This window comes from Pseudophaeobacter arcticus DSM 23566, assembly GCF_000473205.1.
GTDB classification, from domain to species: Bacteria; Pseudomonadota; Alphaproteobacteria; order Rhodobacterales; family Rhodobacteraceae; genus Pseudophaeobacter; species Pseudophaeobacter arcticus.
Genome location: NZ_KI421507.1, coordinates 1,561,228 through 1,586,416, shown reverse-complemented (window position 1 = coordinate 1,586,416; position 25,189 = coordinate 1,561,228). Strand labels below are relative to the sequence as shown.

General features: G+C 58.2%; 22 protein-coding genes. 8 read left to right on the top strand and 14 right to left on the bottom strand.

Going from position 1 to position 25,189, the window contains the following annotated elements; genetic code table 11:
• Window position 1: 1 nt before the first annotated feature.
• From sufC to iscR, 7 genes are all read right to left on the bottom strand, one after another.
• A complete protein-coding gene (gene sufC, locus ARCT_RS0111565; protein ID WP_027240225.1) occupies window positions 2-757 on the bottom strand; it encodes a Fe-S cluster assembly ATPase SufC in 756 nt (251 codons plus the stop codon).
• 33 nt (window positions 758-790) lie between these two features.
• Window positions 791-1,618, bottom strand: coding sequence for a polysaccharide pyruvyl transferase family protein (locus ARCT_RS0111560; RefSeq protein WP_027240224.1), 828 nt, complete (start codon window positions 1,616-1,618; stop codon window positions 791-793).
• A 1-nt stretch (window position 1,619) separates the two neighbouring features.
• Window positions 1,620-1,934 (bottom strand): heavy metal-binding domain-containing protein, encoded by a 315-nt coding sequence (locus tag ARCT_RS0111555; RefSeq protein ID WP_027240223.1) that lies wholly within the window; start codon window positions 1,932-1,934, stop codon window positions 1,620-1,622.
• Between the two features lie 5 nt (window positions 1,935-1,939).
• Window positions 1,940-2,161: an HTH-like domain-containing protein gene (locus tag ARCT_RS0111550; protein WP_036784780.1), complete on the bottom strand. Its 222-nt coding sequence runs from the start codon at window positions 2,159-2,161 to the stop codon at window positions 1,940-1,942.
• Window position 2,162: 1 nt separating this feature from the next.
• Window positions 2,163-3,683: a Fe-S cluster assembly protein SufB gene (gene sufB / locus ARCT_RS0111545; RefSeq protein WP_027240221.1), complete on the bottom strand. Its 1,521-nt coding sequence runs from the start codon at window positions 3,681-3,683 to the stop codon at window positions 2,163-2,165.
• 15 nt (window positions 3,684-3,698) lie between these two features.
• A complete protein-coding gene (locus ARCT_RS0111540; protein WP_027240220.1) occupies window positions 3,699-4,742 on the bottom strand; it encodes a cysteine desulfurase family protein in 1,044 nt (347 codons plus the stop codon).
• 63 nt (window positions 4,743-4,805) lie between these two features.
• Window positions 4,806-5,267: a Fe-S cluster assembly transcriptional regulator IscR gene (gene iscR / locus ARCT_RS0111535; RefSeq protein ID WP_027240219.1), complete on the bottom strand. Its 462-nt coding sequence runs from the start codon at window positions 5,265-5,267 to the stop codon at window positions 4,806-4,808.
• Window positions 5,268-5,458: 191 nt separating this feature from the next.
• Between iscR and ARCT_RS0111530 the strand changes: the two genes are divergently transcribed.
• From ARCT_RS0111530 to ARCT_RS0111520, 3 genes are read left to right on the top strand one after another with little or no spacing between them, the layout of a single operon-like run.
• Complete coding sequence (locus ARCT_RS0111530) at window positions 5,459-6,112, top strand: alpha/beta hydrolase (RefSeq protein WP_027240218.1); 654 nt, start codon at window positions 5,459-5,461, stop codon at window positions 6,110-6,112.
• The gene (locus ARCT_RS0111525) at window positions 6,112-6,354 is read left to right on the top strand and encodes a hypothetical protein (RefSeq protein WP_027240217.1); all 243 of its coding nucleotides are present in this window, start codon (window positions 6,112-6,114) and stop codon (window positions 6,352-6,354) included. Before ARCT_RS0111530 ends, ARCT_RS0111525 begins: the two co-directional genes overlap by 1 nt.
• Window positions 6,351-7,520: an HD domain-containing protein gene (locus ARCT_RS0111520; RefSeq protein WP_027240216.1), complete on the top strand. Its 1,170-nt coding sequence runs from the start codon at window positions 6,351-6,353 to the stop codon at window positions 7,518-7,520. Before ARCT_RS0111525 ends, ARCT_RS0111520 begins: the two co-directional genes overlap by 4 nt.
• A 4-nt stretch (window positions 7,521-7,524) precedes the next feature.
• On the opposite strand, the gene ARCT_RS0111515 is transcribed toward ARCT_RS0111520, so the two are convergent.
• Window positions 7,525-8,331 (bottom strand): class II glutamine amidotransferase, encoded by an 807-nt coding sequence (locus ARCT_RS0111515; RefSeq protein ID WP_027240215.1) that lies wholly within the window; start codon window positions 8,329-8,331, stop codon window positions 7,525-7,527.
• A 333-nt stretch (window positions 8,332-8,664) separates the two neighbouring features.
• Between ARCT_RS0111515 and ARCT_RS0111510 the strand changes: the two genes are divergently transcribed.
• Together ARCT_RS0111510 and typA are read left to right on the top strand one after the other, a co-directional pair.
• Window positions 8,665-9,000, top strand: coding sequence for a DMT family transporter (locus tag ARCT_RS0111510; protein WP_027240214.1), 336 nt, complete (start codon window positions 8,665-8,667; stop codon window positions 8,998-9,000).
• Window positions 9,001-9,265: 265 nt separating this feature from the next.
• On the top strand, window positions 9,266-11,083 hold the full coding sequence (typA, locus tag ARCT_RS0111505; protein ID WP_027240213.1) for a translational GTPase TypA: 1,818 nt from the start codon (window positions 9,266-9,268) through the stop codon (window positions 11,081-11,083).
• 144 nt (window positions 11,084-11,227) lie between these two features.
• On the opposite strand, the gene ARCT_RS0111500 is transcribed toward typA, so the two are convergent.
• From ARCT_RS0111500 to recA, 3 genes are all read right to left on the bottom strand, one after another.
• Window positions 11,228-11,515 (bottom strand): DUF1330 domain-containing protein, encoded by a 288-nt coding sequence (locus ARCT_RS0111500; protein ID WP_027240212.1) that lies wholly within the window; start codon window positions 11,513-11,515, stop codon window positions 11,228-11,230.
• Window positions 11,516-11,684: 169 nt separating this feature from the next.
• On the bottom strand, window positions 11,685-14,336 hold the full coding sequence (gene alaS / locus ARCT_RS0111495; RefSeq protein ID WP_027240211.1) for an alanine--tRNA ligase: 2,652 nt from the start codon (window positions 14,334-14,336) through the stop codon (window positions 11,685-11,687).
• A 159-nt stretch (window positions 14,337-14,495) separates the two neighbouring features.
• A complete protein-coding gene (gene recA / locus ARCT_RS0111490; protein ID WP_027240210.1) occupies window positions 14,496-15,560 on the bottom strand; it encodes a recombinase RecA in 1,065 nt (354 codons plus the stop codon).
• A 192-nt stretch (window positions 15,561-15,752) separates the two neighbouring features.
• Here recA and ARCT_RS0111485 point away from each other — a divergent pair, with 192 nt between their 5' ends.
• On the top strand, window positions 15,753-16,346 hold the full coding sequence (locus tag ARCT_RS0111485; RefSeq protein ID WP_027240209.1) for a hypothetical protein: 594 nt from the start codon (window positions 15,753-15,755) through the stop codon (window positions 16,344-16,346).
• A 75-nt stretch (window positions 16,347-16,421) separates the two neighbouring features.
• On the opposite strand, the gene ARCT_RS0111480 is transcribed toward ARCT_RS0111485, so the two are convergent.
• From ARCT_RS0111480 to guaB, 3 genes are all read right to left on the bottom strand, one after another.
• The gene (locus ARCT_RS0111480; protein WP_027240208.1) at window positions 16,422-18,734 is read right to left on the bottom strand and encodes a hybrid sensor histidine kinase/response regulator; all 2,313 of its coding nucleotides are present in this window, start codon (window positions 18,732-18,734) and stop codon (window positions 16,422-16,424) included.
• A gap of 100 nt (window positions 18,735-18,834) precedes the next feature.
• A complete protein-coding gene (locus tag ARCT_RS0111475) occupies window positions 18,835-20,004 on the bottom strand; it encodes an RsmB/NOP family class I SAM-dependent RNA methyltransferase (protein WP_027240207.1) in 1,170 nt (389 codons plus the stop codon).
• A 48-nt stretch (window positions 20,005-20,052) separates the two neighbouring features.
• Entirely contained in the window at window positions 20,053-21,501 is a 1,449-nt protein-coding gene (gene guaB, locus ARCT_RS0111470) for an IMP dehydrogenase (protein WP_027240206.1), read from the bottom strand.
• Between the two features lie 244 nt (window positions 21,502-21,745).
• On the opposite strand from guaB, the gene ARCT_RS0111460 reads away from it, so the two are divergent.
• Window positions 21,746-22,948 carry a CaiB/BaiF CoA transferase family protein gene (locus ARCT_RS0111460; protein ID WP_051360688.1) on the top strand — a complete coding sequence of 401 codons (1,203 nt, stop codon included), beginning with the start codon at window positions 21,746-21,748 and terminating at the stop codon, window positions 22,946-22,948.
• A gap of 197 nt (window positions 22,949-23,145) precedes the next feature.
• Window positions 23,146-25,188, top strand: coding sequence for an ASKHA domain-containing protein (locus tag ARCT_RS0111455; RefSeq protein WP_027240204.1), 2,043 nt, complete (start codon window positions 23,146-23,148; stop codon window positions 25,186-25,188).
• Window position 25,189: the final 1 nt, after the last annotated feature.

The window sequence follows — 25,189 nt, the reverse complement described above, 5'->3', positions numbered from 1 at the left end:
CTCAGGAAACCTCCGCCAGGATACCAGCATAGCCGTTGTTTTCGACTTCCATTGCCAGCTCCGGCCCACCGGTTTTTACAATTTTGCCGCCCGCCAGAATATGCACAACATCCGGTTTGATATGGTCCAGCAAACGCTGGTAGTGGGTGATCACCAGAAAGCCACGGCCCTCGTCGCGCAGGGCGTTGACGCCTTCGGCGACCAGTTTCATCGCGTCGACATCAAGGCCCGAGTCGGTTTCATCCAGGATGCACATCTTGGGCTCAAGCATGGCCATCTGCAGGATTTCATTCCGCTTTTTCTCACCACCAGAGAAGCCCACATTGACCGGACGCTTCAGCATATCGGCGTCGATCTTCAGCTCTTTGGCCTTGGCGCGGATGGATTTGAGGAACTCTGCCGCAGACAGCTCTTCTTCGCCGCGGGCTTTGCGCTGGGAATTCACCGCGGTGCGCAGGAAGGTCATGTTGCCGACGCCGGGAATTTCAACCGGGTATTGAAAGGCCAGAAACACACCCAGTGCGGCGCGCTCTTCCGGCTCCAGCTCCAGCAGATCCTGGCCCGCCAGGGTGGCGCTGCCTTCGGTGACTTCATAGCCGTCGCGGCCCGACAGAACATAAGAAAGTGTCGACTTGCCAGAGCCATTTGGCCCCATGATCGCATGCACCTTGCCGGCTTCAACAGTCAGGTTCAGACCTTTCAGGATCTGCTTGTCCTCGTCTTCAAGTTTGACGTGCAGGTTTTTGATTTCGAGCATTTTTTCCTCGTCTCTTTTCTCTTGGTCGCGCCCTCAGGCGGTCCCTGTGTTCTGTTCAGCGCGCAGGCGCGCAGGAAAACTGTTACGCAGATCTGCCTGGGCGCGCGCAATGCCCGCGCCGTAGGTCAGCTCTGCCGGTTGGTCGGTGTTTCGCGCGTGGCCAGGGATCTGCTCCCAGGCCAGCGGAGAAATAAGGACCCGCCCGATCGAGGCGGCATAGTCGTAGTATTTCAGATGCCCCTGATCCCCGGGTGCGACCCAGGTCGAGGCCACGCCGTAGGCGTCCGCGGTGATCAACCCATGCAGCGAGGCAGCATAGATATGTCCACAGGCGCTGATCTGGCGACAGACGGTGGCGGGATCCTGACGCGGATCAATCAGCAAGATCTCCTCACTGCTATTCGCAAGCGCCTGAATTTGCGGGTCTTCCATCTGGCTGTGATGGGGAACCAGGCCGATCCGGTGGGTTTTTGATGACGCGGGCGCAAAGACATCTGCCACCAGCAGTCCAGGGTCTCCAAAGCGTTGTGTTTTCACCCCCAACAGCGAAGCCGTGATAGGACCGCGCAGCAAGGCAATGTTTACATTGGATAAAAAATCAAGTGACGACACTGCATGCAGCAGCCCAGCCCCCCAGATCTCCGGCTTTTGGGCATAGGTCTTTGCCTCGGAATACTTGCGCCGGGCAATTTGCAGGATCGAGCCAATGGCAAAAAGATCCGCCTTGCCGGGACCACAATGCACCACGTCACGGCCACTCAGATGCGCCACCACAAGGCTGGAGAGCACGTCGCCAAAGTTTGGCACCGCTTTCCACCAGAACAGGCGTAAAGGCGCGATATGAGGAGCCGTCAAGGTCATGTCAGCCGATCACCACCGCTGTGCCGCTGGCAGAGACCATCAACATCGAATTGCCAACGACCTCGTAATCAAGATCAACGCCCACAACCGCATTGGCGCCTTTTTCACGGGCGCGGTCTTCCAGCTCTGCCAGCGCGGTTTCACGCGCGTCCTGCAGTTTGCTTTCATAGGCGCCAGAGCGGCCACCGACGATATCGGTGATCGAGGCAAAGACATCCCGCACCACATTGGCCCCCATGATGGCCTCGCCCACGACGATGCCCTTGTATTCAGCTATTTGGTAGCCCTCAACAGAGGGGGTGGTTGTGACGATCATGCTACTCACCTCTTCAGAGTCACAAATTTAGACAGTCGGATGCCCTTACGGATTTCGGTTCCATAGGAGCGATGACCGGTTCCAAGCTCAGCTACGTCGTTGATTGAAACTCCATCCAGAAGATCTGCGAATTCAACTCCGAATACATGAATGGCCGTGACCATCTCTCGCTTTTCGGCGGACGTGTATCGTTCTTTCAAAATCTCGGCGAGCTGAGCTTCGGTCATTTTACCCCACCGAACCTTCCAAGGAGATCGCCACCAATTGCTGGGCTTCCATGGCGAATTCCATCGGCAGGGCCTGCAGCACGTCCTTGCAGAAGCCGTTGACCACCAGGGCCACCGCGTCTTCTTCGCCAATGCCGCGCTGGCGGCAGTAGAACAGCTGGTCATCGTCCACTTTTGAGGTTGTCGCCTCGTGCTCAACCCGGGATGAGTTATTCTTCACCTCAATGTAAGGCACGGTGTGGGCGCCACATTTGTCGCCGATCAACAAGCTGTCACATTGGGTGAAATTGCGGCTGTTCTTTGCCTTGGGATGCATCGAGACCAGACCACGATAGGTGTTCTGCGCCTTGCCGGCGGAAATCCCTTTGGAGACGATCCGCGATTTGGTATCGCGCCCCAGATGCACCATCTTGGTGCCGGTGTCGGCCTGCTGCATGTTGTTGGCGATGGCGATGGAGTAGAACTCGCCCTGGCTCTCGTTGCCGCGCAGAATGCAGGAGGGGTATTTCCAGGTCACGGCAGAGCCGGTTTCCACCTGGGTCCACATGACCTTGGCGCGATCACCGCGGCAGTCGGCGCGTTTGGTGACAAAGTTGTAGATGCCGCCCTTGCCGTTTTCATCACCGGGGTACCAGTTCTGCACGGTGGAGTATTTCACCTCGGCGTCTTCTTCGATGATGATCTCAACCACAGCGGCGTGCAGCTGGGCGATATCACGGGCCGGTGCGGTACAGCCCTCAAGGTAGCTCACATAGGAGCCCTTGTCGGCGATGATCAGGGTACGTTCAAACTGACCGGTGTTTTCCGCGTTGATACGGAAATAGGTGCTCAGCTCCATCGGGCAGCGCACGCCCGGCGGGATATAGACAAAGGAGCCATCCGAGAATACGGCCGAGTTCAGCGTCGCATAAAAGTTATCCGAAACCGGAACCACGGTGCCGAGGTATTTCTTCACCAGCTCGGGGTGTTCGCGGATCGCTTCCGAGATGGAGCAGAAGATTACCCCGGCCTTTTTCAGCTCAGCCTGGAAGGTGGTGCCAACAGAAACCGAGTCAAACACCGCGTCCACGGCAACCTTGCGACCTTCGGCGGGAGCATTCTCAGCGCCTTCAACGCCGGCCAGGATCATCTGCTCTTTCAGCGGGATACCCAGCTTTTTGTAGGTGTCCAGCAGCTTGGGATCGACGTCATCCAGGGATTTTGGCTTTACTTCCATGGATTTGGGGCGGGCATAGTAATACTGGTCCTGAAAATCGATTTCAGGATAGTCGACCATGGCCCAGGTTGGCTCTTCCTTTTGCAGCCAGCGATCATAGGCCTCCAGGCGCCAGTTCAGCATCCACTCGGGCTCTTCGTTCTTTTCCGAGATCAGGCGAACAATGTCGGTGGTCAGGCCCTTGGGGGCATATTCCATCTCGATATCGGTTTCCCAGCCGTATTTATACGTGCTGACCTCGGCCACCGCATCCACGGTTTCCTGGTCGACACCTTCCTTGACTTGGGTCTGGTCCAAAGCGGCCATGTTCTTCTCCTGCATTCACGCCACGCGGGCGCAATGTTTCTTGTGTTTCTGAAGCCAGGTCTGCGCAAAGCGCAGCACCTCGTCTTTTGTTGTTGTCGGCCCAAGTGAGACGCGCACGGCGCCCTGGGCGGTATCTTCGTCAAATCCCATCGCGGTCAGCACCGCACTGGCACGCACCTTGCCACTGGAACAGGCAGAGCCGGCGCTGATGGCAAAGCCGGACAGATCCATCTGCATCACCTGGGTCTCCCCCTTCCAGCCCGGCACCGCAAAGCAGGAGGTGTTGGGCAAACGCGCCACATCTTTGCCGACACAAATAAGCCCTGGAGCGCCGGCCACAAGGGCTTCTTCCATCAGATCGCGCAGCTGTTGCACCCGTTCCCAGGTGCCATCAGCCAGCTGGGCAGCTGCGGCTTCGGCGGCGGCGCCAAAACCGGCAATACCGATCACGTTTTCCGTACCGGAGCGACGGCCCATTTCCTGACCGCCACCGCGAATTTGCGCCGCCAGATCGGTGCCACGCGGCATCACCAGGGCGCCAATGCCCTTGGGTCCGCCCAGCTTATGCGCCGAAATCAGCGCCATGCCGACACCCATCCAGTTAAAGGCGATCGGCAGCTTGCCAAAGCCCTGGGTCACATCGCTGACCGCAAGCCCCTGCGGCAGTTCCTGCACTACTCCGGTTTCGGAATTGGCCAGTTGCAGGGTTGTTTCTGCGGGGGTCTCTACGGCAACCAGCCCGGCGGGAGAAACCGAAATATCCTCGCATGTCCAGGCCCTTACGGCATCATGTTCAATCGCCGCCCCATGCAGATCGCGTCCCGCCAAAGCCAGCGAGGCGCCCTCGGTGGAGCCCGAGGTAAAGACGATATCCGCCCCGTCAGCACCAAAGGCAGCAGCAATCTGGGCACGGGCGCGTTCGATCACCGCCTTGGCGGCGCGACCCTCGGCATGCACCGATGAGGGATTGCCACATTGATCCATCGCCGCAATCATCGCGGTCCGGGCCGCAGGGGCCAGGGGGGTGGTGGCGTTATGATCGAGATAAACCCGTGTCATAGAATCATCTTTTCTCGTTCAAGTCGGACAGGATTGGATGCATTTACCCTCTTCATGTCCGGATTATTCTGCGTCAACAACTGAAAACAAACCCGGAACCGCAGGGCATGGCGCCAGGTCGTTCTGAATGATGTCCGACAGCCTGGTCTGGTGCAAAAACACATAGACATGGGCGCTGAGGCTTTCCCACAGACGGTTGGTGAGCGATTGCGCCCGACTACCGCTGGTGGCCCCCGAAGCCCCCGCCCCCTTGTGCATTGCATCAACGGTTTCATCCACGGCGCTCAGGATATCGACAACCCGAATTTCTGACGGCGGACGGGCCAGGCGATAGCCGCCACCGGGTCCGCGCACCGAAGCAACCAACTCTGCCCGGCGCAGTTTGACAAAAAGCTGCTCCAGGTAGGGAAGTGAGATATTTTGCCGTTTGGAGATATCACCAAGCACAACCAGCGCGCCCTGCGGCTGCAACGCAATATCAGCCAGTGCGACCATGGCATAGCGCCCTTTGGTAGAAAGCTTCATCTTTCCATCTCTCCAAACATCAGTTTAGGCGCGAAAACATTGACCTTAACCGCGTGAGTGCGTATCTCAGCGTGACGGTGCAATGCAATGGCCTGCGCCAGCAATTAGAATTGTTCTAAGATGACTGATGGAATTCGTCAAGTATTCCTGGAACAGCATCTGCAGAAAATGAGAATAGGATTAACCCACACATGCCTGAGGTCATTTTTCCCGGACCCGAAGGCCGCCTGGAAGGCCGCTATCACCCGCAAAAAGAAAAAGACGCACCTATCGCCATTGTTCTGCATCCGCACCCGCAGTTTGGCGGCACCATGAACAATAAGGTCGTCTACAACCTGCACTATGCATTCTACAACATGGGTTTTACCGTTTTGCGGTTTAATTTCCGTGGTGTAGGCCGGTCGCAGGGCGAATACGATCAGGGTATTGGTGAGCTGTCAGATGCGGCATCGGCGCTGGATTATCTGCAGTCGATGAACAACAACTCCAAGCATTGCTGGGTTGCCGGGTTCTCTTTTGGCGCCTGGATCGGTATGCAGCTTTTGATGCGCCGCCCCGAAATCACCGGCTTTATCTCGGTGGCACCGCCCGCCAATATGTATGATTTCTCCTTTCTGGCGCCCTGCCCCTCGTCTGGGTTGATCATCAACGGCAGCGCCGACCGCGTGGCACCGCCTGCGGATACCGTCAATCTGGTGAACAAGCTGCACGAGCAAAAAGGCATCACAGTCACCCATACCGAAGTTGAGGGCGCTGACCACTTCTTCCAGGGGGAGCATATGGACACCTTGATGGGCCACACCACTGACTATGTGAAGCGCCGCCTGACGGAGAATACCCGCTAATGGGAACCATCGAAAAGCTGGGTGAAAAGCTGGCAATCGATACGCTCAAAGTCCAGGATGCCATCGGCGAAGATCGGTTTTATATGGAGGTTGCCCAGGTTCTTGGGGCAGCCTCTCAGTCTTTGGAAGAAGCCTTTCTGACTGAAATTCGGGTGCGTCTTGCGGAACGCAAAGCCCGCGACTTCATTTCCGCCAAACTGGCCCAGGTTCAACGCGACCTGGAAGAGAGAGTGCAAAAATGAACCCGCGTATCCAGGCGCAATTTGCCTTTCTGCTGGAGGCAGACAGGCTGCGCGGGATTGAGCGTCAAAACCTGATCCTGGACTGCTCGCGCCGCGAAAACTCTGCCGAACACAGCTGGCATCTGGCGCTTTACGCCTTGGTTCTGGCGCCCTTTGCCGGGCCAGAGGTCTCGATCACCCGCGTCATTCAAATGCTGTTGCTGCATGATCTCGTCGAGATCGACGCCGGAGATCACCCGATTGGAGAAAAGGTCGATTGGCAGGCCGTAGCAATCGCCGAAAAGGCAGCCGCAACCCGGCTGTTTGGGCTTTTGCCCGGCGATCAAGGTGCGGCCCTACACGGCCTTTGGCTTGAATTTGAGCAAGCCGAATCGCCAGATGCCCGCTTTGCCAAACATCTGGACCACTGCCAGCCCATTTTTCAAACGCTATACGGATCTGCGCCTCTGCCGGATCATATTGATGTGGTCCGGGGCAATCTTCACGGTGGGCGCGCGGCAGCGCTCGAACAGAATTTCCCGCAGGCCTATCATCACGCGCTGTCCCTACTGGGAAAAACGACCACTCAAGACGTCAGCCCATTGACCCGGCGACTGCCCTTCCTCAACGAGGCCGACGCGCTGAAGACCGTTTTGCGCGCCACTTGGATTGGCGATGGGTCACGGGCGGAAAACTCAGCCGAGCACAGCTGGCATATCATGCTCTATGGCTGGATTCTGGGGGAATATGCCGCCACTGACATCGATATATCCCGCGTTATCAACATGTTGCTGCTGCATGATATTGTTGAAGTAGACGCGGGAGATACGCCAATTCACGGCGCGGTCTCGGCTCAGGCTCAGGCTGCACAGGAAGCTGAGGAACAACAGGCCGCCGATCGTCTATTTGGCCTGCTGCCCGCGCCACAGGCGACAGAGTTTCGGGTGCTTTGGGATGAGTTCGAAGCAGCAGCAAGCGCCGATGCGGTCTATGCCAAGGCCATTGACCGGGTGCAGCCGGTTTTGCTGAACCTTCTCAACGGTGGCGGCAGCTGGCTGGAGTATGATGTCAGCCTGCAGCAGGTCGAGTCCCGCGTTGGCGTCAAAGTCAGCCGCGGCGCCCCCGAGGTCTGGACCTATGTGCGTGACCGTATCTCCCCATGGTTTGAAGAAAACGAACGGTTATAAATACTTACCCCGGGCAGCTCAGGTCAATATCATGCCTGCCTGGGGTGAAATCCGTCACCTCACTCCCGCTGTTTGACAGGGTCAGGAAACCGCCCGGTGGCAACAGCTGCCAGCCATCCTGTTTTTGTTCCAGCGGTTCCGACACCACGGCCCAGCCCTGCCGCGTATTGCTCCATCTGTAGTAAAGCGAAGGTGCGACATGATCGGAGGAGTAGCGCGCTGCATAAAGCCTCTCCCCATCCGACAGAGCCACCGACAGCCGCATATGCGGCGTGGTGCCCCGATTGCGCGACAGTGCCTCCAGTTTTGCCACTGCCCGCTCCAGGGCCTGCAATGGATCCTGATCCAGCCCTTCTTTCAGGGCCAGGAGAAACAACACCTCACTATCGGTGGCGCCTTTCCGATGGGGGTACAGCTCATCGGGGATACACATATCGGCGTAGCGGCGAAACTGTTCAAATCCGCCGACCTGGCCGTTGTGCATAAAGGACCAGCGACCAACGGCAAAGGGGTGGCAGTTATTGCGGCTGATGGCAGACCCGGTTGAGGCCCGCACATGCGACAGGAACAGTCCGGACTGCACCTGATGGGCCAATGCGCGCAGGTTGGTATCGGACCAGGCCGGATAGACGTCGCGGTACAGCCCGGGCTCTGCCTTTTGGTCGTACCAGGCGACACCAAAGCCATCTCCATTGGTGCTGGTCTTGCACTCGGTCGCCTCCTGGCTTTGCGCCACAAGCGAGTGACCGGGGCGGGAAATAATGTCTTCAAGAAAGATGGGGGATCCAAGATAAGCGGCCCAGCGGCACATTGGTCTGATTTCCTAGCGGCTTGTAGTGGGGGAAGGACCAGTCGGTTTGGTCTGTAAGATTTGCGGCTTGATACAGCGCCACATAGCCGACGTCGATTATCTCGATTGCACAGGTACCTGTTCAAAGATGCGGCTTTTTTGGCTCAATGGCTCCCAGCCGACTCGGCAGTTAAACCTCGTACTCAAACCTCCCATTCTCACCTTCTAGACAATCCACCTAGACAATCCACCTGCAAATATTCGCGCCCTGCCGTTTCCGGACTGTCGCAGATCAAAACCTTCGGGTATGGCCAAGGAAGAGCCCCAAAGTTCAGCACTGCAGAGGATCCGGACATGCCCATTCACTACCTCTATCTTGTCCTTGCCATCTCGGCAGAGACCATCGGCACCACCGCGCTGCAGGCGAGCCAACAGTTCACCCGCCTTGGCCCGTCGCTGGTGGTCATTGTTGCCTATGGGTTTTCGTTTTTCATGTTGGGGCAGACGTTGAAATACATGCCGGTTGGTCTGGTCTATGCCATCTGGGCCGGGCTTGGCATTGTGCTCATTGCCTTTATCGGGTTGGTCATGTTTGGCCAGCGTCTGGACCTGCCCGCAATCTTTGGCATCGGCTTGATCATCGCCGGCGTGTTGGTCATTCACCTGTTTTCCTCCTCTTCCGGTCATTAGCTGTGCCTGCTTTGGCAGCGCAGCCCCCCTGCTCCAAAGACGCCTCGTGACAGCGCCCGGTCTTTCCCAGTCCTTCCCGGTCTTTCGCCAGCCTTGCCGCAGCTTGGTCCCGGCCTTGACGCGGTGTTGAACCGAAATAATTTGCAATCAAATACGCAGTATTGTTGCAGGTTTTGCCTCACAGGCCGGATTGGACGTATTTCTTCTGGCCTTTGGCGTGGGATCGGGCTATGGGCGGCGCAACTTCCTTACAAAGGCTGACGTCATGGACATGCGCAACATTGCGATCATTGCTCACGTGGACCACGGTAAAACGACCCTGGTTGATGAGCTTCTGAAACAATCCGGCGCCTTCCGCGAAAACCAGGCTGTGGCTGAACGTGCCATGGATAGCAACGACCTGGAACGCGAGCGGGGCATTACCATTTTTGCAAAACCCACTTCGGTGGAGTGGAATGGCACCCGTATCAACATCGTTGATACCCCCGGTCACGCCGATTTCGGCGGTGAGGTTGAGCGGATCCTGTCGATGGTTGACGGTGTTGTCCTGCTGGTGGATGCCGCCGAAGGCCCCATGCCGCAGACCAAATTTGTGACCTCTAAGGCCCTGGCCCTGGGCCTGCGCCCCATCGTGGTGCTGAACAAGGTCGACAAGCCCGACGCCGAGCCGGATCGCGCTCTGGACGAATGTTTTGACCTTTTTGCATCACTGGATGCAACCGAAGATCAGCTTGATTTCCCGCATATGTATGCCTCTGGCCGTAATGGTTGGGCCGATGCAGAACTCAACGGTCCCCGCAAGGATCTGCACGCGCTGTACAATCTGATTGTAAACCACGTGCCCGAGCCAAAGCAGATCAAACGCCAGGGTGAAGATTTCCGCATGCTGGCCACCACCCTGGGTTCTGACCCCTTTGTTGGCCGTCTGCTGACAGGTCGTGTGGAAAGTGGTTCGCTGAAAGTGGGCGCCACCGTGCAGGCCCTGTCGCGCATTGGCCAAAAGATCGAACAGTTCCGCGTCACCCGCATTCAGGCCTTCCGTGGTCTGGCACAGCAGGACATCGAAGAAGCCCAAGCTGGCGATATCGTCTCTCTGGCCGGCATGACCAAGGCCACCGTGGCAGATACCATCTGCGCCCTGGCAGTGGATGAAGCCCTGGATGCCCAGCCGATTGACCCGCCAACCATCACTGTGACCTTTGGCATCAACGACAGCCCGCTGGCCGGTCGTGACGGCAAAAAGGTTCAGTCGCGGGTTATCCGCGACCGCCTGATGAAAGAAGCCGAAGGCAATGTCGCGATCAAAGTCACCGACACCCCTGGCGGCGATGCCTTTGAAGTTGCCGGGCGAGGCGAACTCCAGATGGGTGTCCTGATCGAAAACATGCGCCGCGAAGGCTTTGAGCTGTCGATTTCGCGTCCTCAGGTTCTGATGAAAGAAATTGACGGCGTCCGCATGGAGCCAATCGAAGAAGCCACCATCGACGTTGATGACGAATACTCTGGTGCCGTGATTGAAAAAATCACTGGCGCCCGCAAAGGTGAGCTGGTCGAGATGAAACCAGCCGGCGCAGGCAAGACCCGCATCATCGCCCATGTGCCGTCGCGAGGCCTGATTGGCTATCACGGCGAGTTCCTGACCGATACGCGTGGTACTGGCGTGTTGAACCGCGTATTCCACGGCTGGGCCCCGCACAAAGGGCCTATTCCCGGCCGTCGCGCTGGCGTTCTGCTGTCAATGGAAAGCGGCCAATCCGTGGCCTATGCGCTGTGGAACCTGGAAGATCGCGGCAAAATGTTCATCGGTTCGCAGGTGGATATCTACACCGGTATGATCATTGGTGAGCATTCGCGTGAAAACGATCTGGAAGTGAACCCGCTGAAAGGCAAAAAGCTGACCAACGTGCGGGCCTCTGGCACCGACGAAGCGGTTCGCCTGACCACGCCAATCACGCTGTCGCTGGAAGAGGCCATTGCCTATATCAACGACGACGAACTGGTGGAAGTGACGCCAAACAACATCCGTCTGCGCAAGCGCTATCTTGACCCGCATGAGCGTAAACGGATGGCGCGTAACGCCTAAAACCTTACACTACACAGCCAAAACAGGGGCGCCTCGGGGCGCCCCTTTCTGTTTGACGATGCCGCAGCCGCCAAACAAAATGACCATGAAAAAGGGCACCCAAAATGGATGCCCTGGTGCGCGAGCTTACAAATTCCATCACCTTCAGGCGCTGGTTTCGACCACCATCAACTCCCGCTCAGAGGCGCCGCGGGCATGGCTTAGCGCTTCCTGGTACTCAGGACTGTGATAACACTCCACTGCCGCCTCTACACTGGGGAAAGTTGCAACCACATTGCGGGGGCGCTCCTTGCCTTCGAGCTGAACAAAGCGACCGCCACGGGCGATGAACTCTCCCCCGGCCTTGGCGATGGCTGGGCCGGCCAATTTGGCATATTTTCCATAGGCCTCTTCATCGGTGACGGTAACATGAGCAATCCAAAGTGCGGGCATGGGGAACCTCCGGTAATCTGCCTGGCTTTGGCTCAGCATAGGCAATTGCATCGCCGCGTCGATTAGTTTTTTGACCATATGGTCCAATTCAATAAAAACGCCCGTCAGTCGGATGACTGCGGGCGTTTCTTAATCTCGGCCATGCTGGCAAGTTAACCGCAATTTACGGTCAGCCCGCCAAAAAGGCCTCCGCTGCTGCAATCGCCTCTTCTGCACCAGCAAAATCCTTGCCACCGCCCTGGGCCATGTCAGGACGGCCACCGCCGCCTTTGCCACCAACTGCCGGAACTGCAGCGCGCAACACGTCAACCGCCGAGACATCTGCGGTCAGATCATCTGTGACACCCGCCGCAACGGCCACCTTGCCGCCCTCTTCGGCGATCAGCAAGATCACACCAGACCCGATGCTCTGTTTATGGGCGTCAATCAACCCGCGCAGATCCTTGCCAGAGACACCTTGCAGGGCCTGGGCCAGGAACGTCTTGCCGCCAACATCTTTTGTTTGCGCACCGCCACCGGCACCACCGCCCATGGCAAGTTGCTGTTTCAGGTTGGAGATCTCATTTTGCAGCGATTTACGCTCATCCATCATGGATTTCAGGCGATCCATCACCTCACCCGGCTGCGCCTTGAGCGTGCCGGCAATCTCTGCCATCTGGCCCGCAGTCCGCTGCAGATGATCAAAGGCCGCAGCGCCGGTCAAGGCCTCGATCCGACGTACCCCAGCGGATGAGGCGCTGTCGCCAAGAATGACAAAGGTCCCGATGTCGCCGGTCTGGCGTACATGGGTGCCGCCACACAGCTCGATCGAATAGGTCTCGCCGTCGTTGCCCTTGCCGGTCGCGGCCCGTCCCATCGAGACAACCCGAACCTCATCGCCGTATTTTTCGCCAAACAGCGCCTGCGCCCCCAAGGCGCGCGCGTCATCTGGTGTCATGATGCGGGTTTCAACAGCGGTGTTCTGACGGATATAGCTATTCACATCCGCGGCCACCTTGCTGAGTTCGGCATCGCTCAGCGCCTTGCTGTGGCTAAAGTCGAACCGCAACCGATCATCCGCATTCAACGACCCGCGCTGCGCCACATGATCGCCAAGCGCCTCGCGCAGGGCCTCGTGCAGCAGGTGGGTCGCCGAGTGGTTGGCGCGAATGGCGGCGCGACGTGTGGGATCAACCCGCAACTGCGCCGGGGCGCCGGCGGTGACCAGCCCCTCAACCACGTCACACATGTGAATAAAGACACCGGCGGATTTTTTGGTATCCGTCACACGGATAACCCCGCCGTCAACGCGGATCTCACCGCTATCGCCAACCTGGCCACCGGATTCAGCATAAAACGGCGTCTGGTTCAGAACCAGTTGCACCTTGTCGCCCTGCCCGGCCTCGCTGACTTCGCCGCCGTCCTTGACCAGGGCAACAACCTGGCCTTCCGCCTGCTCGGTGTCATAGCCGAGGAAATCCGTGGCGCCGTGCTTGTCGGCGATATCGAACCAGATGGTGCTGTCGGCGCTGTCGCCGGATCCCGACCAGGCAGCGCGCGCCTTGGCTTTCTGCTCAGCCATGGCGCTGTCAAAGCCATCGGTATCGACCTCGCGGCCCTTTTCACGCAGCGCATCCTGGGTCAGATCCAGCGGGAACCCATAGGTATCATAAAGTTTGAAGGCGGTGGCACCAGGCAGCGGCGCTTTGTCTTCCAGTGCGGAGACCTCATCGTCCAACAGCTTAAGGCCGCGTTCCAGCGTCTGCTTAAAACGGGTTTCTTCCTGCTGCAGCGTTTCCTCGATCATCGACTGGGCCTGGCCCAACTCTGGATAGGCGGCGCCCATCTGCTGCACCAGCGCTGGCACCAGCCGGTGCATTACTGGATCTTTGGCGCCCAGAAGATGGGCGTGACGCATGGCCCGGCGCATAATGCGGCGCAGCACAAAGCCACGGCCAACATTGGACGGCATCACCCCATCGGCCATCAGGAAAGAGGTCGAGCGCAGGTGATCGGCAATCACCCGGTGATGCACGTTCTGGTCGCCGTAGGGGTCGGAATTGGTGACATCCGCCGAGGCCTCGATCAGGGATTTGAACAGATCGGTCTCATAGTTGTCGTGACTGCCCTGCAACAGCGCCCCGATACGTTCCAGCCCCATGCCGGTGTCAATCGACTGCATGTCCAGTGGTTTCAGCGAGCCATCTTCGAACTTTTCGTTCTGCATGAAGACCACGTTCCAGATCTCGATGAAACGGTCGCCATCTTCATCAGCCGAGCCGGGAGGGCCGCCCCAGATATGATCGCCGTGGTCATAAAAGATCTCGGTGCAGGGGCCGCAGGGACCAGTGGGGCCCATCTGCCAAAAGTTATCCGCAGTATCGATGCGAATAATGCGATCCTCAGGCACACCCAGCTTTTTCCAGATCGCAAAGGCTTCGTCATCGGTGTGATAAACCGTGGTTAACAGACGGTTCTTGTCGATGCCAAATTCCTTGGTGATCAGCTCCCAGGCAAAGGGAATCGCCTCTTCCTTGAAATAGTCGCCAAAGGAGAAGTTCCCCAGCATTTCAAAGAAGGTATGGTGACGCGCAGTATAGCCTACATTGTCGAGATCATTGTGCTTACCACCGGCGCGCACACATTTCTGCGAGGTCGTCGCGCGTTTATAGTCGCGGGTTTCAACCCCGGTAAAGAGGTTCTTGAACTGTACCATGCCTGAGTTGACAAACATCAGGGTAGGATCATTGCGCGGCACCAGTGGGCTGGAGTCGACGATCTCATGCCCCTGTTTGGCAAAGTAGTTCAGAAAGGTTGAGCGGATGTCGTTCAGCGTCGCCATGGATAGGGATCCCTTTGCGGGCAATGTTCAAGGTTGGAGAGAGGTTTATCCCCCCAATCTGTCCCTGTCCACAGCCCGCATCCCACCAAAGAACGTAAAAAGGACGCAGCATCCACCACGTCCTTTTGAAAGATCATTTTGATCAAATTCCCAGGGGTATTACCCTTCGAGAATATCATCCTCATCAGCGCTGTCAGCGCGATCAAACTCCAACCCGTGGGCCGCGCGGATCTTGTCCTCAATGTCATAGGCGATGGGCTGATGATCACGCAGGAACTGTTTGGCGTTCTCACGCCCCTGCCCGATCCGTTCATCCCCATAGGAGAACCAGGAACCGGATTTGTTCACCACGCCCGCAGCGACGCCCAGATCCAGCAGTTCGCCCATTTTGGAGATGCCTTCGCCATAAATGATGTCGAATTCAACCTGCTTGAAGGGCGGCGCCACCTTGTTTTTCACCACTTTAACGCGGGTGGCATTGCCGACAATTTCATCCCGGTCTTTGACCGCGCCGATACGGCGGATGTCCAGACGCACAGAGGAATAGAATTTCAGGGCGTTGCCGCCGGTTGTGGTCTCGGGCGAGCCAAACATCACGCCGATTTTCATCCGGATCTGGTTGATGAAAATAACCATACATTTGGACCGGCTGATCGAGCCGGTAAGCTTGCGCATGGCCTGGCTCATCAGGCGGGCCTGAACACCCACACTGGAATCGCCCATATCGCCTTCGAGTTCTGATTTTGGCGTCAGCGCCGCCACCGAGTCGACGATGACCATATTGACCGCGCCAGAGCGCACCAGGGTATCGGTGATTTCCAGTGCCTGTTCGCCGGTGTCGGGCTGCGAGATCAGCAGCTCATCAAGATCAACCCCCAGCTTGGCCGCATATTGCGGGTCCAGCGCATGTTCCGCGTCAACAAAGGCTACAACGCCACCCTTTTTTTGCTGCTCCGCCGCACAATGCAGGGTCAGCGTGGTCTTACCAGAACTTTCCGGACCATAAATTTCAATGATGCGCCCCATTGGCAGGCCACCGATGCCCAGGGCAATATCCAGGCCGAGAGATCCAGTAGAGCTGGCCTCGATTTCCTGAATGGCACCGTCGCTCATCTTCATGATGGAGCCTTTGCCGAACTGTCGTTCGATCTGTGCAAGCGCGCTATCGAGCGCCTTCTGCTTGTCACCGCTTACTTTATTTTTCATGGTCAACAGATCCGCCATAGTCCCTTGTCCTCTTCTATGTGTCATAGAGCTGCGCTTGCGGCAATCCCTGCTGTGTTCGCCTCTTGTTCCTTATGAGACCAAAAAGAGAACAAAGCAAATACAAACTTCATCTATTCAGACGACAAGCCAGGTGTTAGACAGTGAGGTACAACCTCTATCCATCTTGTTTCAAAGGATTTGACGCGGTTTATGTTGGTATTTTATGACGAAAAACTGGTGCTACTCTCGGTGCCAAAAACGGGCACATCTGCCTACCAGGAAGCGCTGCAAACGCGTGCGGATCTGGCAATTACCAACCCTCCCGAATTAAAGCATGCGCCACTTTATCGCTACAACCGCTGGATTCGCCCGATGTTTGAGCGTGTCTGTAATGTGGAACTGGAGGTGGCAGCTGTCATGCGTGAGCCGGTGAGCTGGCTGGGAAGCTGGTATCGGTTTCGCCAGCGCCCTTTTATGGAGGGCAAAGCCAATGCGACCCATGGCATTAGTTTTGATCAATTTGTACGTGGCTATTGCAAGGGCCAGCAACCCGACTATGCCAACGTCGGCAGTCAGGCAAAATTCCTGGAACCGCAAAAGAACGGCTGTCACGTCACCCATCTGTTCCGCTATGAAGATCAGCCAGCCATTCAGTCATTCCTGGAACAGCGGCTGGATGTGAAGATCACTTTGCAACAACGCAATGTCAGCCCCGTCATGGATTTAACACTCAGCCCCGAGATTGAGGCGCTGTACCGGCGCAAAAAGCCCGAGGAATTTGAGCTGTACGACAGCATTCAGTGAGGCTGAGCACCGAGGGAATCCAGCCTCTCGGTGCCAGGGCTTAGGGCTTAGGGCTTAGGGCTTAGGGCTTAGGGCTTAGTGAAGCTGGGCGTGAACCGTTTCCGTCAACTGGTTGAGCGAGAATGGTTTTGGCAGGAATACTGAATTAGGCACATCCGGTTCAGATTCGCCAAAAGCCCCTTCGGCATAGCCCGAAACAAAGACAACCCGGGTGTCAGGGCGTGTTTTCAGGGCCTGACGCACCCAGGTGGGGCCGTCCATTCCCGGCATGATCACATCCGTCACAAACACATCCACCGTCAGACCGGGGTCTTCAAGTGTGCGCAGCGCGTCCTCTGCGGACTCGGCCTCAAGAACCGTATAGCCCCGCATGCGCAGGGCGCGCGACGCAAAGGCCCGGACCGGCGCCTCATCCTCGACCAATAGCACCACGCCTTCGCCATGCTGCGGAGCGGGCGCTGCCTTGGGCGCTGGCGCTTCGGCAACCTCGACCTTGTCGTCTTTGCCCTCTTGGTAGACCGGGAAGTACAGGGTGAATTGGGTGCCTTTGTTGGGCACCGAGTCGACAAAGATATAGCCACCTGTCTGTTTGACGATCCCATAGGCCGTGGACAGGCCCAGACCGGTCCCCTCACCGGTGCGCTTGGTGGTATAGAAGGGTTCAAAAACTTTTTGCAATTGATCCGCTGGAATACCAACACCTTCATCACTGACCTTTACCGTGATCCAATTGCCCTCGGGAACCGCGGCACGGTCCCGTTTCAGCGGGGCATCCAGGGTGACGGCTTCGGTCCGCACGCGGATCTCACCACCGTTGGGCATCGCGTCGCGGGCATTCACCACCAGGTTCATCAACACCTGTTCCAACTGGCGTTTGTCAGCCCGGATCGAGCGCATGACCGGATCGTGGCTTAGGGTCAGGGTGACTTTTTCCCCAACCAGACGGTTCAGCAGATGGGTCAGGTCCGACAGGGTATCGCGGACATCCAGCACTTCGGGCAGCAAGGTTTGCTTGCGTGAAAAGGCCAGAAGCTGGCTCACCAGCGAGGCGGCGCGGTTGGCATTCTCGTGGATCTGGATGAGATCGCCAAAGTCCTGATCCCCCTGATCATGCCGCAGCAGCAGCAGGTCGCAATGGCCTGAAATAGCGGTCAGAAGATTGTTGAAATCATGGGCCACGCCCCCGGCCAGCTGACCAATCGCCTGCATCTTCTGGCTCTGGACAAACTGCGCCTCCAGCGTTTTCAATTCGGTCGCGTCATTCAACACCGCAATAAGGATGGTGTTGCCCTCTTCCACCGCGCGGGTCAGCGTCACCTGGACAAAGACCTCCTTGTCAGGTCGCGACAGCCGCAGAAATTCGGATTTGTTGGAGGCCAGCCCATCCGCAGTGTCACGCAGCCAATCCGACATCGGTCGCCCCAGGCCCTCCATCAGTTGCGCCAGCTTCAGATTGTCCCGGCCCTCGACACCAAGCATTCCCATCGCCATCTTGTTAAGCGAAAGAACATCGCCAGAGGGCGCCAGTTTGATAAAGGGAACCGGCATATGTTCAAAGCTGGTTTGCTGGGTCTGCAGCTCAGCGCTGTTGACCTCCATCAAGAACAGCTCACTGCGCCCCTGGGTTCGGTTCAATTCGGTAACCAACACGTCAATCGGGCCGCTTTTGGTGGTGATGGTATTCACCTCACCGCTGCTCACCGGCAGCGTCACGAACAACCGGTCGGTGGATTTCACCCGCTCGCCAACCAATTTTCGGGCCGCCTCATTCATGAACAAGACCGCACCGGTGCGCCCGACGGTGATCATCGGGATTGGCACCGCTTCCGAGCCCCGCCCGGACTGGCGCTCGGCGATATCTTCGACACGCCACAGGAAGCTGCCGCCATGCATCTGATGGACAGCCAGGCGCACATGACCCCGGCGGGTCACGATGTCTTCGCGTGCGGATCCTTCAAACCTTGCGCGGCTTTGCAGCCGGAACAGCACCGCCGATGGATTGGCCAATACCGAGCGCAGGGCCCCTGCCAGGGTCGTGCGATCATTTTCATGAAACCGATTCTGTGCCGCTTGGTTACAGGCGTGTATAGTGCCGTCATCATCGGTCACAAAGCTGGGGGTGGCATCTTTTTCAATAAAACCGGTGAGCAGTTCAACCGCCATGGACCGCGCATTGCTCCGCAGCCGCGCCTGAAACAGCATCAGAACCCCAACCGCCAGCAGCGTTAGCCCAACCGCCAAAAGACCGCGCATGATCCAATCGGGCCAGGCAAAAAAGCTTGGCACCACCATCAGCCCAATCGACAACAGCAAAGTCGCCCCCAAGCGAAGATGTTCAGGGTGGTAAGTCCGCAGCACAGGCACGGAGGAATTTTGGCGACCGGACATTTCGGCTCCATCTTCAGGATTGGTAGCCGCCATAACGCGGCTAAAGTCTTAAAGCCACCTTAAGGTATATGTAGCTTTCCTGACGAATTACCTAACAACCCTAGCCGATATGCGTCAACACAGTGACAAAAAACCCATCCGTGCCGTCCTGAACCTGCCAGCTGGCCTGATCCTTCCGCGACCAGCCCTCATGATTGTCAAGAAAACCTTGAATTTGTGCGCTGTTTTCCTCGTCCAGCATGGAACAGGTTGCATAGGCGAGATGGCCACCTGGGCGCACCAGCTGGCAGGCATCCTCTAGGATTTGACGTTGAGACAACCGGATCTCGTCCAGCATCTCCCGGGTAAGGCGCCATTTACCTTCTGGCGCCCGTCGCCAGGATCCAGAACCGGAACAGGGCACATCACACAGCACCAGATCAAAGAGTGCAGCCTTCTCCAGCTCATCCTCGGACAGGCAGGTGATATCTGCCCCCGCCCGCTGAGCCCGCAGCGGCAGGTCGTTCATCCGGCTGGTATTGGCATCATGGGCAAAAAGATCAACTTTGGCGCGCGCCGCCATGGCAAGACTTTTGCCACCGCCGCCGGCACAGAAATCCAGCACCCGCATGCCGTCCTGCAGAGGCAGCTTGTCGACTACCGCCTGACTGGCGGCATCCTGCAGCTCTACCAGGCCATCTGCAAAACAATCGCTGTTGCGGATCTTGCGTCCCCCCTGGGTCACCTCCAGGGCCGTATCGCTGGCAGGGTGCGGCACACAGATAATGCCCTCTTCTGCCAGGGCCTCGATTGCATCGGCCTGGTTGCTGCGCAGCAGATTGACCCGCAAATACACGGGCGCCCGCGACTGCAGGGCCTGCGCTGCGGCTTCTGCGGCCTCGCCCAGACTGTCGCTAAAGGAGGGCCAGATCCAATCAGGAATATCCAGACGCTCAGCATCAGAGGCAAAGGCGGCAGGCGCGGCGCTCTCGGCCTCGGTCAGGGGCGCGGGCCCGTAGCCCTGGCCGCTGAACACGGTCGCGGGATCGGTATCTGTGGCGCGCAACGCCCCCAGGACCAGACCGCGACCGGTCTGCGTCCCGCCCAGCACCGCAAAAGAGCGGCGCCGGCGCAGGGCGGTAAACACATGATCGCGCACGGCGGCGCGATCCTTGGAGCCGGCATAACGATTGCGCCGCCCCCAAGAGGTAAGCGCCTTTTCAGCCGCTTCCCCATCGAGGATCAGGTCAAGAATTTCGATGGCCGCCTGCTGGCGGGCAGCCGGGGTCACGCCCAGGCTCCAAAGCTACAAAGGGTCATCGTCATCTTTCCAATCTATTTAGCCGATACGGTAGTTCGGGCTTTCACGGGTGATTTGGACATCATGCACGTGGCTTTCTTTCAGGCCGGCACCGGTAATGCGCACAAAAGAGCAGTCCTTGCGCATCGCCTCAACCGTGGCGCTGCCAGTATAGCCCATGGCGGCGCGAAGCCCCCCCACCAGCTGATGAATAACCGCATTGGCGCTGCCTTTATAGGGCACCTGACCTTCGATGCCTTCGGGCACCAGTTTGTCGCTGGCGGCGTCTTTCTGGAAATAGCGATCGGCAGAGCCCCGCGCCATGGCGCCCAACGAGCCCATACCACGGTATGATTTGAACGACCGCCCCTGATAGAGGATCACCTCACCGGGGCTTTCGTCTGTGCCGGCAATCATCGAGCCCACCATGGCACAAGACGCGCCAGCTGCAATTGCCTTGGCAAAGTCACCAGAGAATTTAATGCCGCCATCGGCAATAACCGGCGTGTCGCCAGCCGCTGCGGCGCAGTCCATGATGGCCGTGAGCTGAGGCACGCCAACCCCCGCCACCATCCGTGTCGTACAGATCGAGCCAGGCCCGATGCCCACTTTGATGGCGTCGGCGCCTGCGTCGATCAGCGCCGAAGTCGCCGCCCCGGTGGCCACGTTGCCGGCAATGACCTGCACATTGGGGTACTGCGCCTTGATCCGTTTCACCGCGTCCAGAACGCCCGCCGAGTGACCATGGGCGGTATCCACCACCACAATATCAACACCGGCATCAATCAGCTGCTCTGAACGGGCAAAACCGCTATCGCCAACCGAGCTGGCAGCGGCAACCCGCAGACGGCCCAGCTCATCCTTGCAGGCGGTTGGGTTCAACACGGCCTGTTCGGTATCTTTCAGGGTCAAAAGACCGGTGAGTTTACCGCTGCCATCGGTGACCAGCAGCTTTTCAATGCGACGGGCGCGCATCATTGATTTGGCCTCGTCCAGATCGGCGGGCTCTTGCAGCATCGCCAGATTATCCGAGGTCATCATCACCGAGACAGGCGTTGCGTCGTCGTTGGCAAAGCGCATATCGCGATTGGTGACGATGCCGACCACCCGGCCCGCTTCATCCACCACCGGAAAGCCGGTGACGCGATAGCGTTCCTGCAGCGCCTTGGCATCCGCCAGCGTCTGGCTGGCCAGCAGCGTGATCGGATTATAAACAATACCGCTTTCAAAGCGTTTGACCCGCCGCACCTGACGCGACTGCTCTTCGGCATCCAGGTTTTTGTGAATGACACCCATACCGCCGGCCTGCGCCATGGCAATAGCCATGCGGGCTTCGGTCACCGTATCCATGGCCGAGCTCATCAGCGGAATATTGAGATCAATTTTCTGCGTCACGCGTGTGCGCGTATCAGCAGTGCTGGGCAGGACGTCGGACGCGCCTGGAACCAGTAGAACATCATCAAAGGTGAGTGCCTCACGAATCTGCATTTGCTACCCCTATGCAAAACCCCGTTTGACGGTGACCCTATTGCACAGAAGATCAGGATAGAAAAGAGGCCGGACCAAGAAATCCTGCAGCGCAGCATTTGTCACCCGTGACTGAGGACTTCATTCTGGCCAAGGTCTGGCAGAGGTCTGGCGAAGTTCTGGCCGACCTGATCTACGTCAAAGCTGTTTCATACAAAGCCGTTATGCCCTGTGTTTGAGCGAACAGAACCAAGAGGAACCTTCAATGACAACGCCAGATTTCCCTGTGTCCGCAACTTCAGCCTCCCCAAATACTGGACCATTGACCGGGATTCTTATCGTCGATCTCACCCATGTGCTTGCCGGCCCCTATGCCTCGATGACCCTGGCGGATCTGGGCGCCCGCGTGATCAAGGTGGAACGCCCCGGCAGCGGCGATGACACCCGTTCGTTCCCACCGTTCAAGGGCCAGGACAGCGCCTATTTTGCCACCATCAACCACGGCAAGGAAAGCATCGCGCTGGACCTTAAGTCCCTCGAGGACCGCGTTGTTTTCAATAAACTTCTGTCGCAGGCGGATGTGGTTCTGGAAAACTACCGCCCCGGCGTGATGGAGCGTCTTGGCTTTGGCTGGGAGGATCTCCACAAGCGCTTTCCAAAGCTGATCTACGGCGCGGTGTCCGGCTTTGGCCATAGCGGCCCGGATTCACAGCGCCCCGCCTATGATATGGTGGTTCAGGCGCGCGGCGGGGTGATGTCGATCACAGGAGAGCGCAACCGCGACCCAGTACGGGTTGGCGCCTCAATTGGTGATATTGCCGCTGGCATGTTTCTTGCGCAGGGCGTTCTTGCCTCCCTGTTGGAGGTCCAAAAAACCGGGCTGGGGCAGAAAGTTGATATTGCCATGCTCGACAGCCAACTGGCGCTGCTGGAACATGCCATTGCCATCACCTCGGTCACTGGCGAAGCACCGCGCCCCTCTGGCGCCCGTCATCCGTCGATCACACCATTTGAGACCTTTCACGCCGAGGACCGTCTGTTTGTCATCGCCGCCGGCAATGACGCCCTCTTTGCCAAACTCTGCACCGCCCTGGAGCTGCCATTGGCACAGGACAAGCGCTTTGCGACAAATCCAGCCAGGTGTGAAAATGCCCGCCTTTTGAAACGCTTAATCGAGGCAGTTACCATTGATCGACCGGCTGACCACTGGATTGCGCACCTCACCGAGGCCGGCATTCCAACCGGGCCAATCCAGGATGTGGCACAGGTCCTGAAGGATCCGCAAATCCTGGCGCGCAATATGGTGGTTGACGTATTGGACGAAGACGGCGCCCCGGCCTATGTGGCTGCGGGCAATCCGATCAAGATGTCAGGCCTGAAGGATCCCAAGACCCGCGCCCCGGCGCCGCGCCTGGATGGCAACCGGCAAGCCATTCTGGACTGGCTGGAGGACGTCGCGCCGCGCTAAAGCACAGGCGAGCCCGCCAAAGTTAAAGCCCTGGAAGGCACATTTGCGATCTCGCCAGTCAGCCGTAGCCAAGCCAATGACGGGCCCGCGGCGGAAAAATGACGCCACTGGACCAGATTGTGGCGGTCTGAGACTTTTGATTGCGCCGCCAAGCCCCTATGGTCCGGTGAAAATACATGAATCCATAGGGTGCCTTTATGAGCAGCGATCCTCTCGTCATCTTTACGCCATCGGGCAAGCGCGGTCATTTTCCGGTTGGGACGCCGGTATTGACGGCCGCACGGCAATTGGGAGTAGATCTCGATTCTGTCTGCGGCGGACGCGGTATCTGCTCAAAATGCCAGATCACCCCTTCTTATGGTGAGTTCTCCAAACATGGGGTGACCGTTGCCAATGATGCCCTGAGCGAGTGGAACAAGGTCGAACAGCGCTATAAAGACAAGCGTGGCTTGATTGATGGCCGCCGCCTGGGTTGTCAGGCTCAGGTCCAGGGCGATGTGGTGATTGACGTCCCCCCCGAAAGCCAGGTGCACCGCCAGGTGGTGCGCAAACGTGCCGAGGCCCGCGATATCACCATGAATCCCTCGACCCGGCTGTTCTATGTCGAGGTGGAAGAACCCGACATGCACAAGCCCTCGGGCGATATGGAGCGGCTGATAGAGGCGCTCGACAATCAATGGCAGCTCAAGAATGTCAAAACGGACCTGCATATCCTGCAATGCCTGCAGCCTGCCCTGCGCAAAGGCCAATGGAAGGTCACTGTGGCGGTGCACCTGGGCGACGCAAATCACCCGCCCAAGATCATGAATATCTGGCCCGGCTATTACGAAGGCACCCTCTACGGGCTGGCGGTTGATCTTGGCTCCACCACCATTGCCGCACATCTGTGCGACCTGATCAGCGGCGAGGTCGTTGCCTCATCCGGCATTATGAACCCACAGATCCGCTTTGGTGAGGATCTGATGAGCCGGGTCTCTTATTCGATGATGAATAAGGGCGGCGATCAGGAGATGACCCGCGCAGTGCGCGAGGGCATGAACGCCCTGTTCACCCAGATTGCAGCCGAGGCCGAGATCGACAAGAACCTGATCGTGGATGCGGTTTTTGTCTGCAACCCGGTGATGCACCACCTGTTCCTAGGCATTGATCCCTTTGAATTGGGTCAGGCACCTTTTGCCCTGGCCACCTCGGATTCTCTGGCCCTGCGCGCCGCTGAATTGGACCTCAACATCCACCCGGCGGCCCGCGTCTACCTGCTGCCCTGCATTGCCGGCCATGTTGGCGCCGATGCGGCTGCGGTTGCGCTTTCTGAAGCGCCGGATAAATCCGAAGATCTGGTCCTGGTGGTTGATGTCGGCACCAATGCCGAAATCCTGCTGGGCAACAAGACCAAGGTCCTCGCCTGTTCCTCTCCCACGGGTCCCGCCTTTGAGGGCGCACAGATTTCCAGCGGCCAGCGGGCCGCTCCCGGTGCCATAGAGCGGCTGGAAATCAACCCTGAGACCAAAGAGCCGCGCTTTCGGGTCATCGGGTCTGATATCTGGTCCGATGAAGAGGGCTTTGATGCCGCCATTGCCACCACTGGTATCACCGGCATCTGTGGCTCTGGCATCATCGAGGCCATCGCAGAAATGCGTATGGCCGGGGTGCTGGACGCTTCCGGCCTGATTGGCTCGGCAGAGCAGACCGGCACGGCCCGCTGTATTGCCGATGGCCGCACCAATGCCTATCTGGTCTGGGATGGCAGCGCCGAAGGTGGGCCGAAGATTACCATCACCAACCCCGATATTCGCGCCATTCAGATGGCCAAGGCGGCGCTCTATTCCGGCGCGCGACTGCTGATGGACAAATTTGGTGTCGACACCGTCGACCGGGTGGTTCTGGCCGGTGCCTTTGGCGCGCATATCTCCGCCAAACACGCCATGGTTCTGGGGATGATCCCCGACTGCCCCATCGACAAGGTCACCAGCGCCGGCAATGCCGCCGGCACCGGCGCCCGCATTGCCCTGCTCAACACCAAGGCCCGCAGTGAAATCGAACAAACCGTGCGCAAGATCGAGAAAATCGAAACCGCTGTCGAGCCGCGGTTCCAGGAACATTTTGTCAATGCCTCGGCAATCCCCAACTCGAAAGAGCCTTTCCCAATTCTGGCGTCGATTTTGACCCTGCCGGAGGTCAACTTCAACACCGGTGGCGGAGATGGCCCTGCAGGCGGACGCCGCCGTCGCCGTCGCGGCTGAC

What these genes read in the sequence shown, in the direction of transcription:
- sufC (WP_027240225.1), bottom strand. Translation starts at nt 757, where the DNA reads ATGCTCGAAATCAAAAACCTGCACGTCAAACTTGAAGACGAGGACAAG.
- ARCT_RS0111560 (WP_027240224.1), bottom strand. Translation starts at nt 1,618, where the DNA reads ATGACCTTGACGGCTCCTCATATCGCGCCTTTACGCCTGTTCTGGTGG.
- ARCT_RS0111555 (WP_027240223.1), bottom strand. Translation starts at nt 1,934, where the DNA reads ATGATCGTCACAACCACCCCCTCTGTTGAGGGCTACCAAATAGCTGAA.
- ARCT_RS0111550 (WP_036784780.1), bottom strand. Translation starts at nt 2,161, where the DNA reads ATGACCGAAGCTCAGCTCGCCGAGATTTTGAAAGAACGATACACGTCC.
- sufB (WP_027240221.1), bottom strand. Translation starts at nt 3,683, where the DNA reads ATGGCCGCTTTGGACCAGACCCAAGTCAAGGAAGGTGTCGACCAGGAA.
- ARCT_RS0111540 (WP_027240220.1), bottom strand. Translation starts at nt 4,742, where the DNA reads ATGACACGGGTTTATCTCGATCATAACGCCACCACCCCCCTGGCCCCT.
- iscR (WP_027240219.1), bottom strand. Translation starts at nt 5,267, where the DNA reads ATGAAGCTTTCTACCAAAGGGCGCTATGCCATGGTCGCACTGGCTGAT.
- ARCT_RS0111530 (WP_027240218.1), top strand. Translation starts at nt 5,459, where the DNA reads ATGCCTGAGGTCATTTTTCCCGGACCCGAAGGCCGCCTGGAAGGCCGC.
- ARCT_RS0111525 (WP_027240217.1), top strand. Translation starts at nt 6,112, where the DNA reads ATGGGAACCATCGAAAAGCTGGGTGAAAAGCTGGCAATCGATACGCTC.
- ARCT_RS0111520 (WP_027240216.1), top strand. Translation starts at nt 6,351, where the DNA reads ATGAACCCGCGTATCCAGGCGCAATTTGCCTTTCTGCTGGAGGCAGAC.
- ARCT_RS0111515 (WP_027240215.1), bottom strand. Translation starts at nt 8,331, where the DNA reads ATGTGCCGCTGGGCCGCTTATCTTGGATCCCCCATCTTTCTTGAAGAC.
- ARCT_RS0111510 (WP_027240214.1), top strand. Translation starts at nt 8,665, where the DNA reads ATGCCCATTCACTACCTCTATCTTGTCCTTGCCATCTCGGCAGAGACC.
- typA (WP_027240213.1), top strand. Translation starts at nt 9,266, where the DNA reads ATGGACATGCGCAACATTGCGATCATTGCTCACGTGGACCACGGTAAA.
- ARCT_RS0111500 (WP_027240212.1), bottom strand. Translation starts at nt 11,515, where the DNA reads ATGCCCGCACTTTGGATTGCTCATGTTACCGTCACCGATGAAGAGGCC.
- alaS (WP_027240211.1), bottom strand. Translation starts at nt 14,336, where the DNA reads ATGGCGACGCTGAACGACATCCGCTCAACCTTTCTGAACTACTTTGCC.
- recA (WP_027240210.1), bottom strand. Translation starts at nt 15,560, where the DNA reads ATGGCGGATCTGTTGACCATGAAAAATAAAGTAAGCGGTGACAAGCAG.
- ARCT_RS0111485 (WP_027240209.1), top strand. Translation starts at nt 15,753, where the DNA reads ATGTTGGTATTTTATGACGAAAAACTGGTGCTACTCTCGGTGCCAAAA.
- ARCT_RS0111480 (WP_027240208.1), bottom strand. Translation starts at nt 18,734, where the DNA reads ATGTCCGGTCGCCAAAATTCCTCCGTGCCTGTGCTGCGGACTTACCAC.
- guaB (WP_027240206.1), bottom strand. Translation starts at nt 21,501, where the DNA reads ATGCAGATTCGTGAGGCACTCACCTTTGATGATGTTCTACTGGTTCCA.
- ARCT_RS0111460 (WP_051360688.1), top strand. Translation starts at nt 21,746, where the DNA reads ATGACAACGCCAGATTTCCCTGTGTCCGCAACTTCAGCCTCCCCAAAT.
- ARCT_RS0111455 (WP_027240204.1), top strand. Translation starts at nt 23,146, where the DNA reads ATGAGCAGCGATCCTCTCGTCATCTTTACGCCATCGGGCAAGCGCGGT.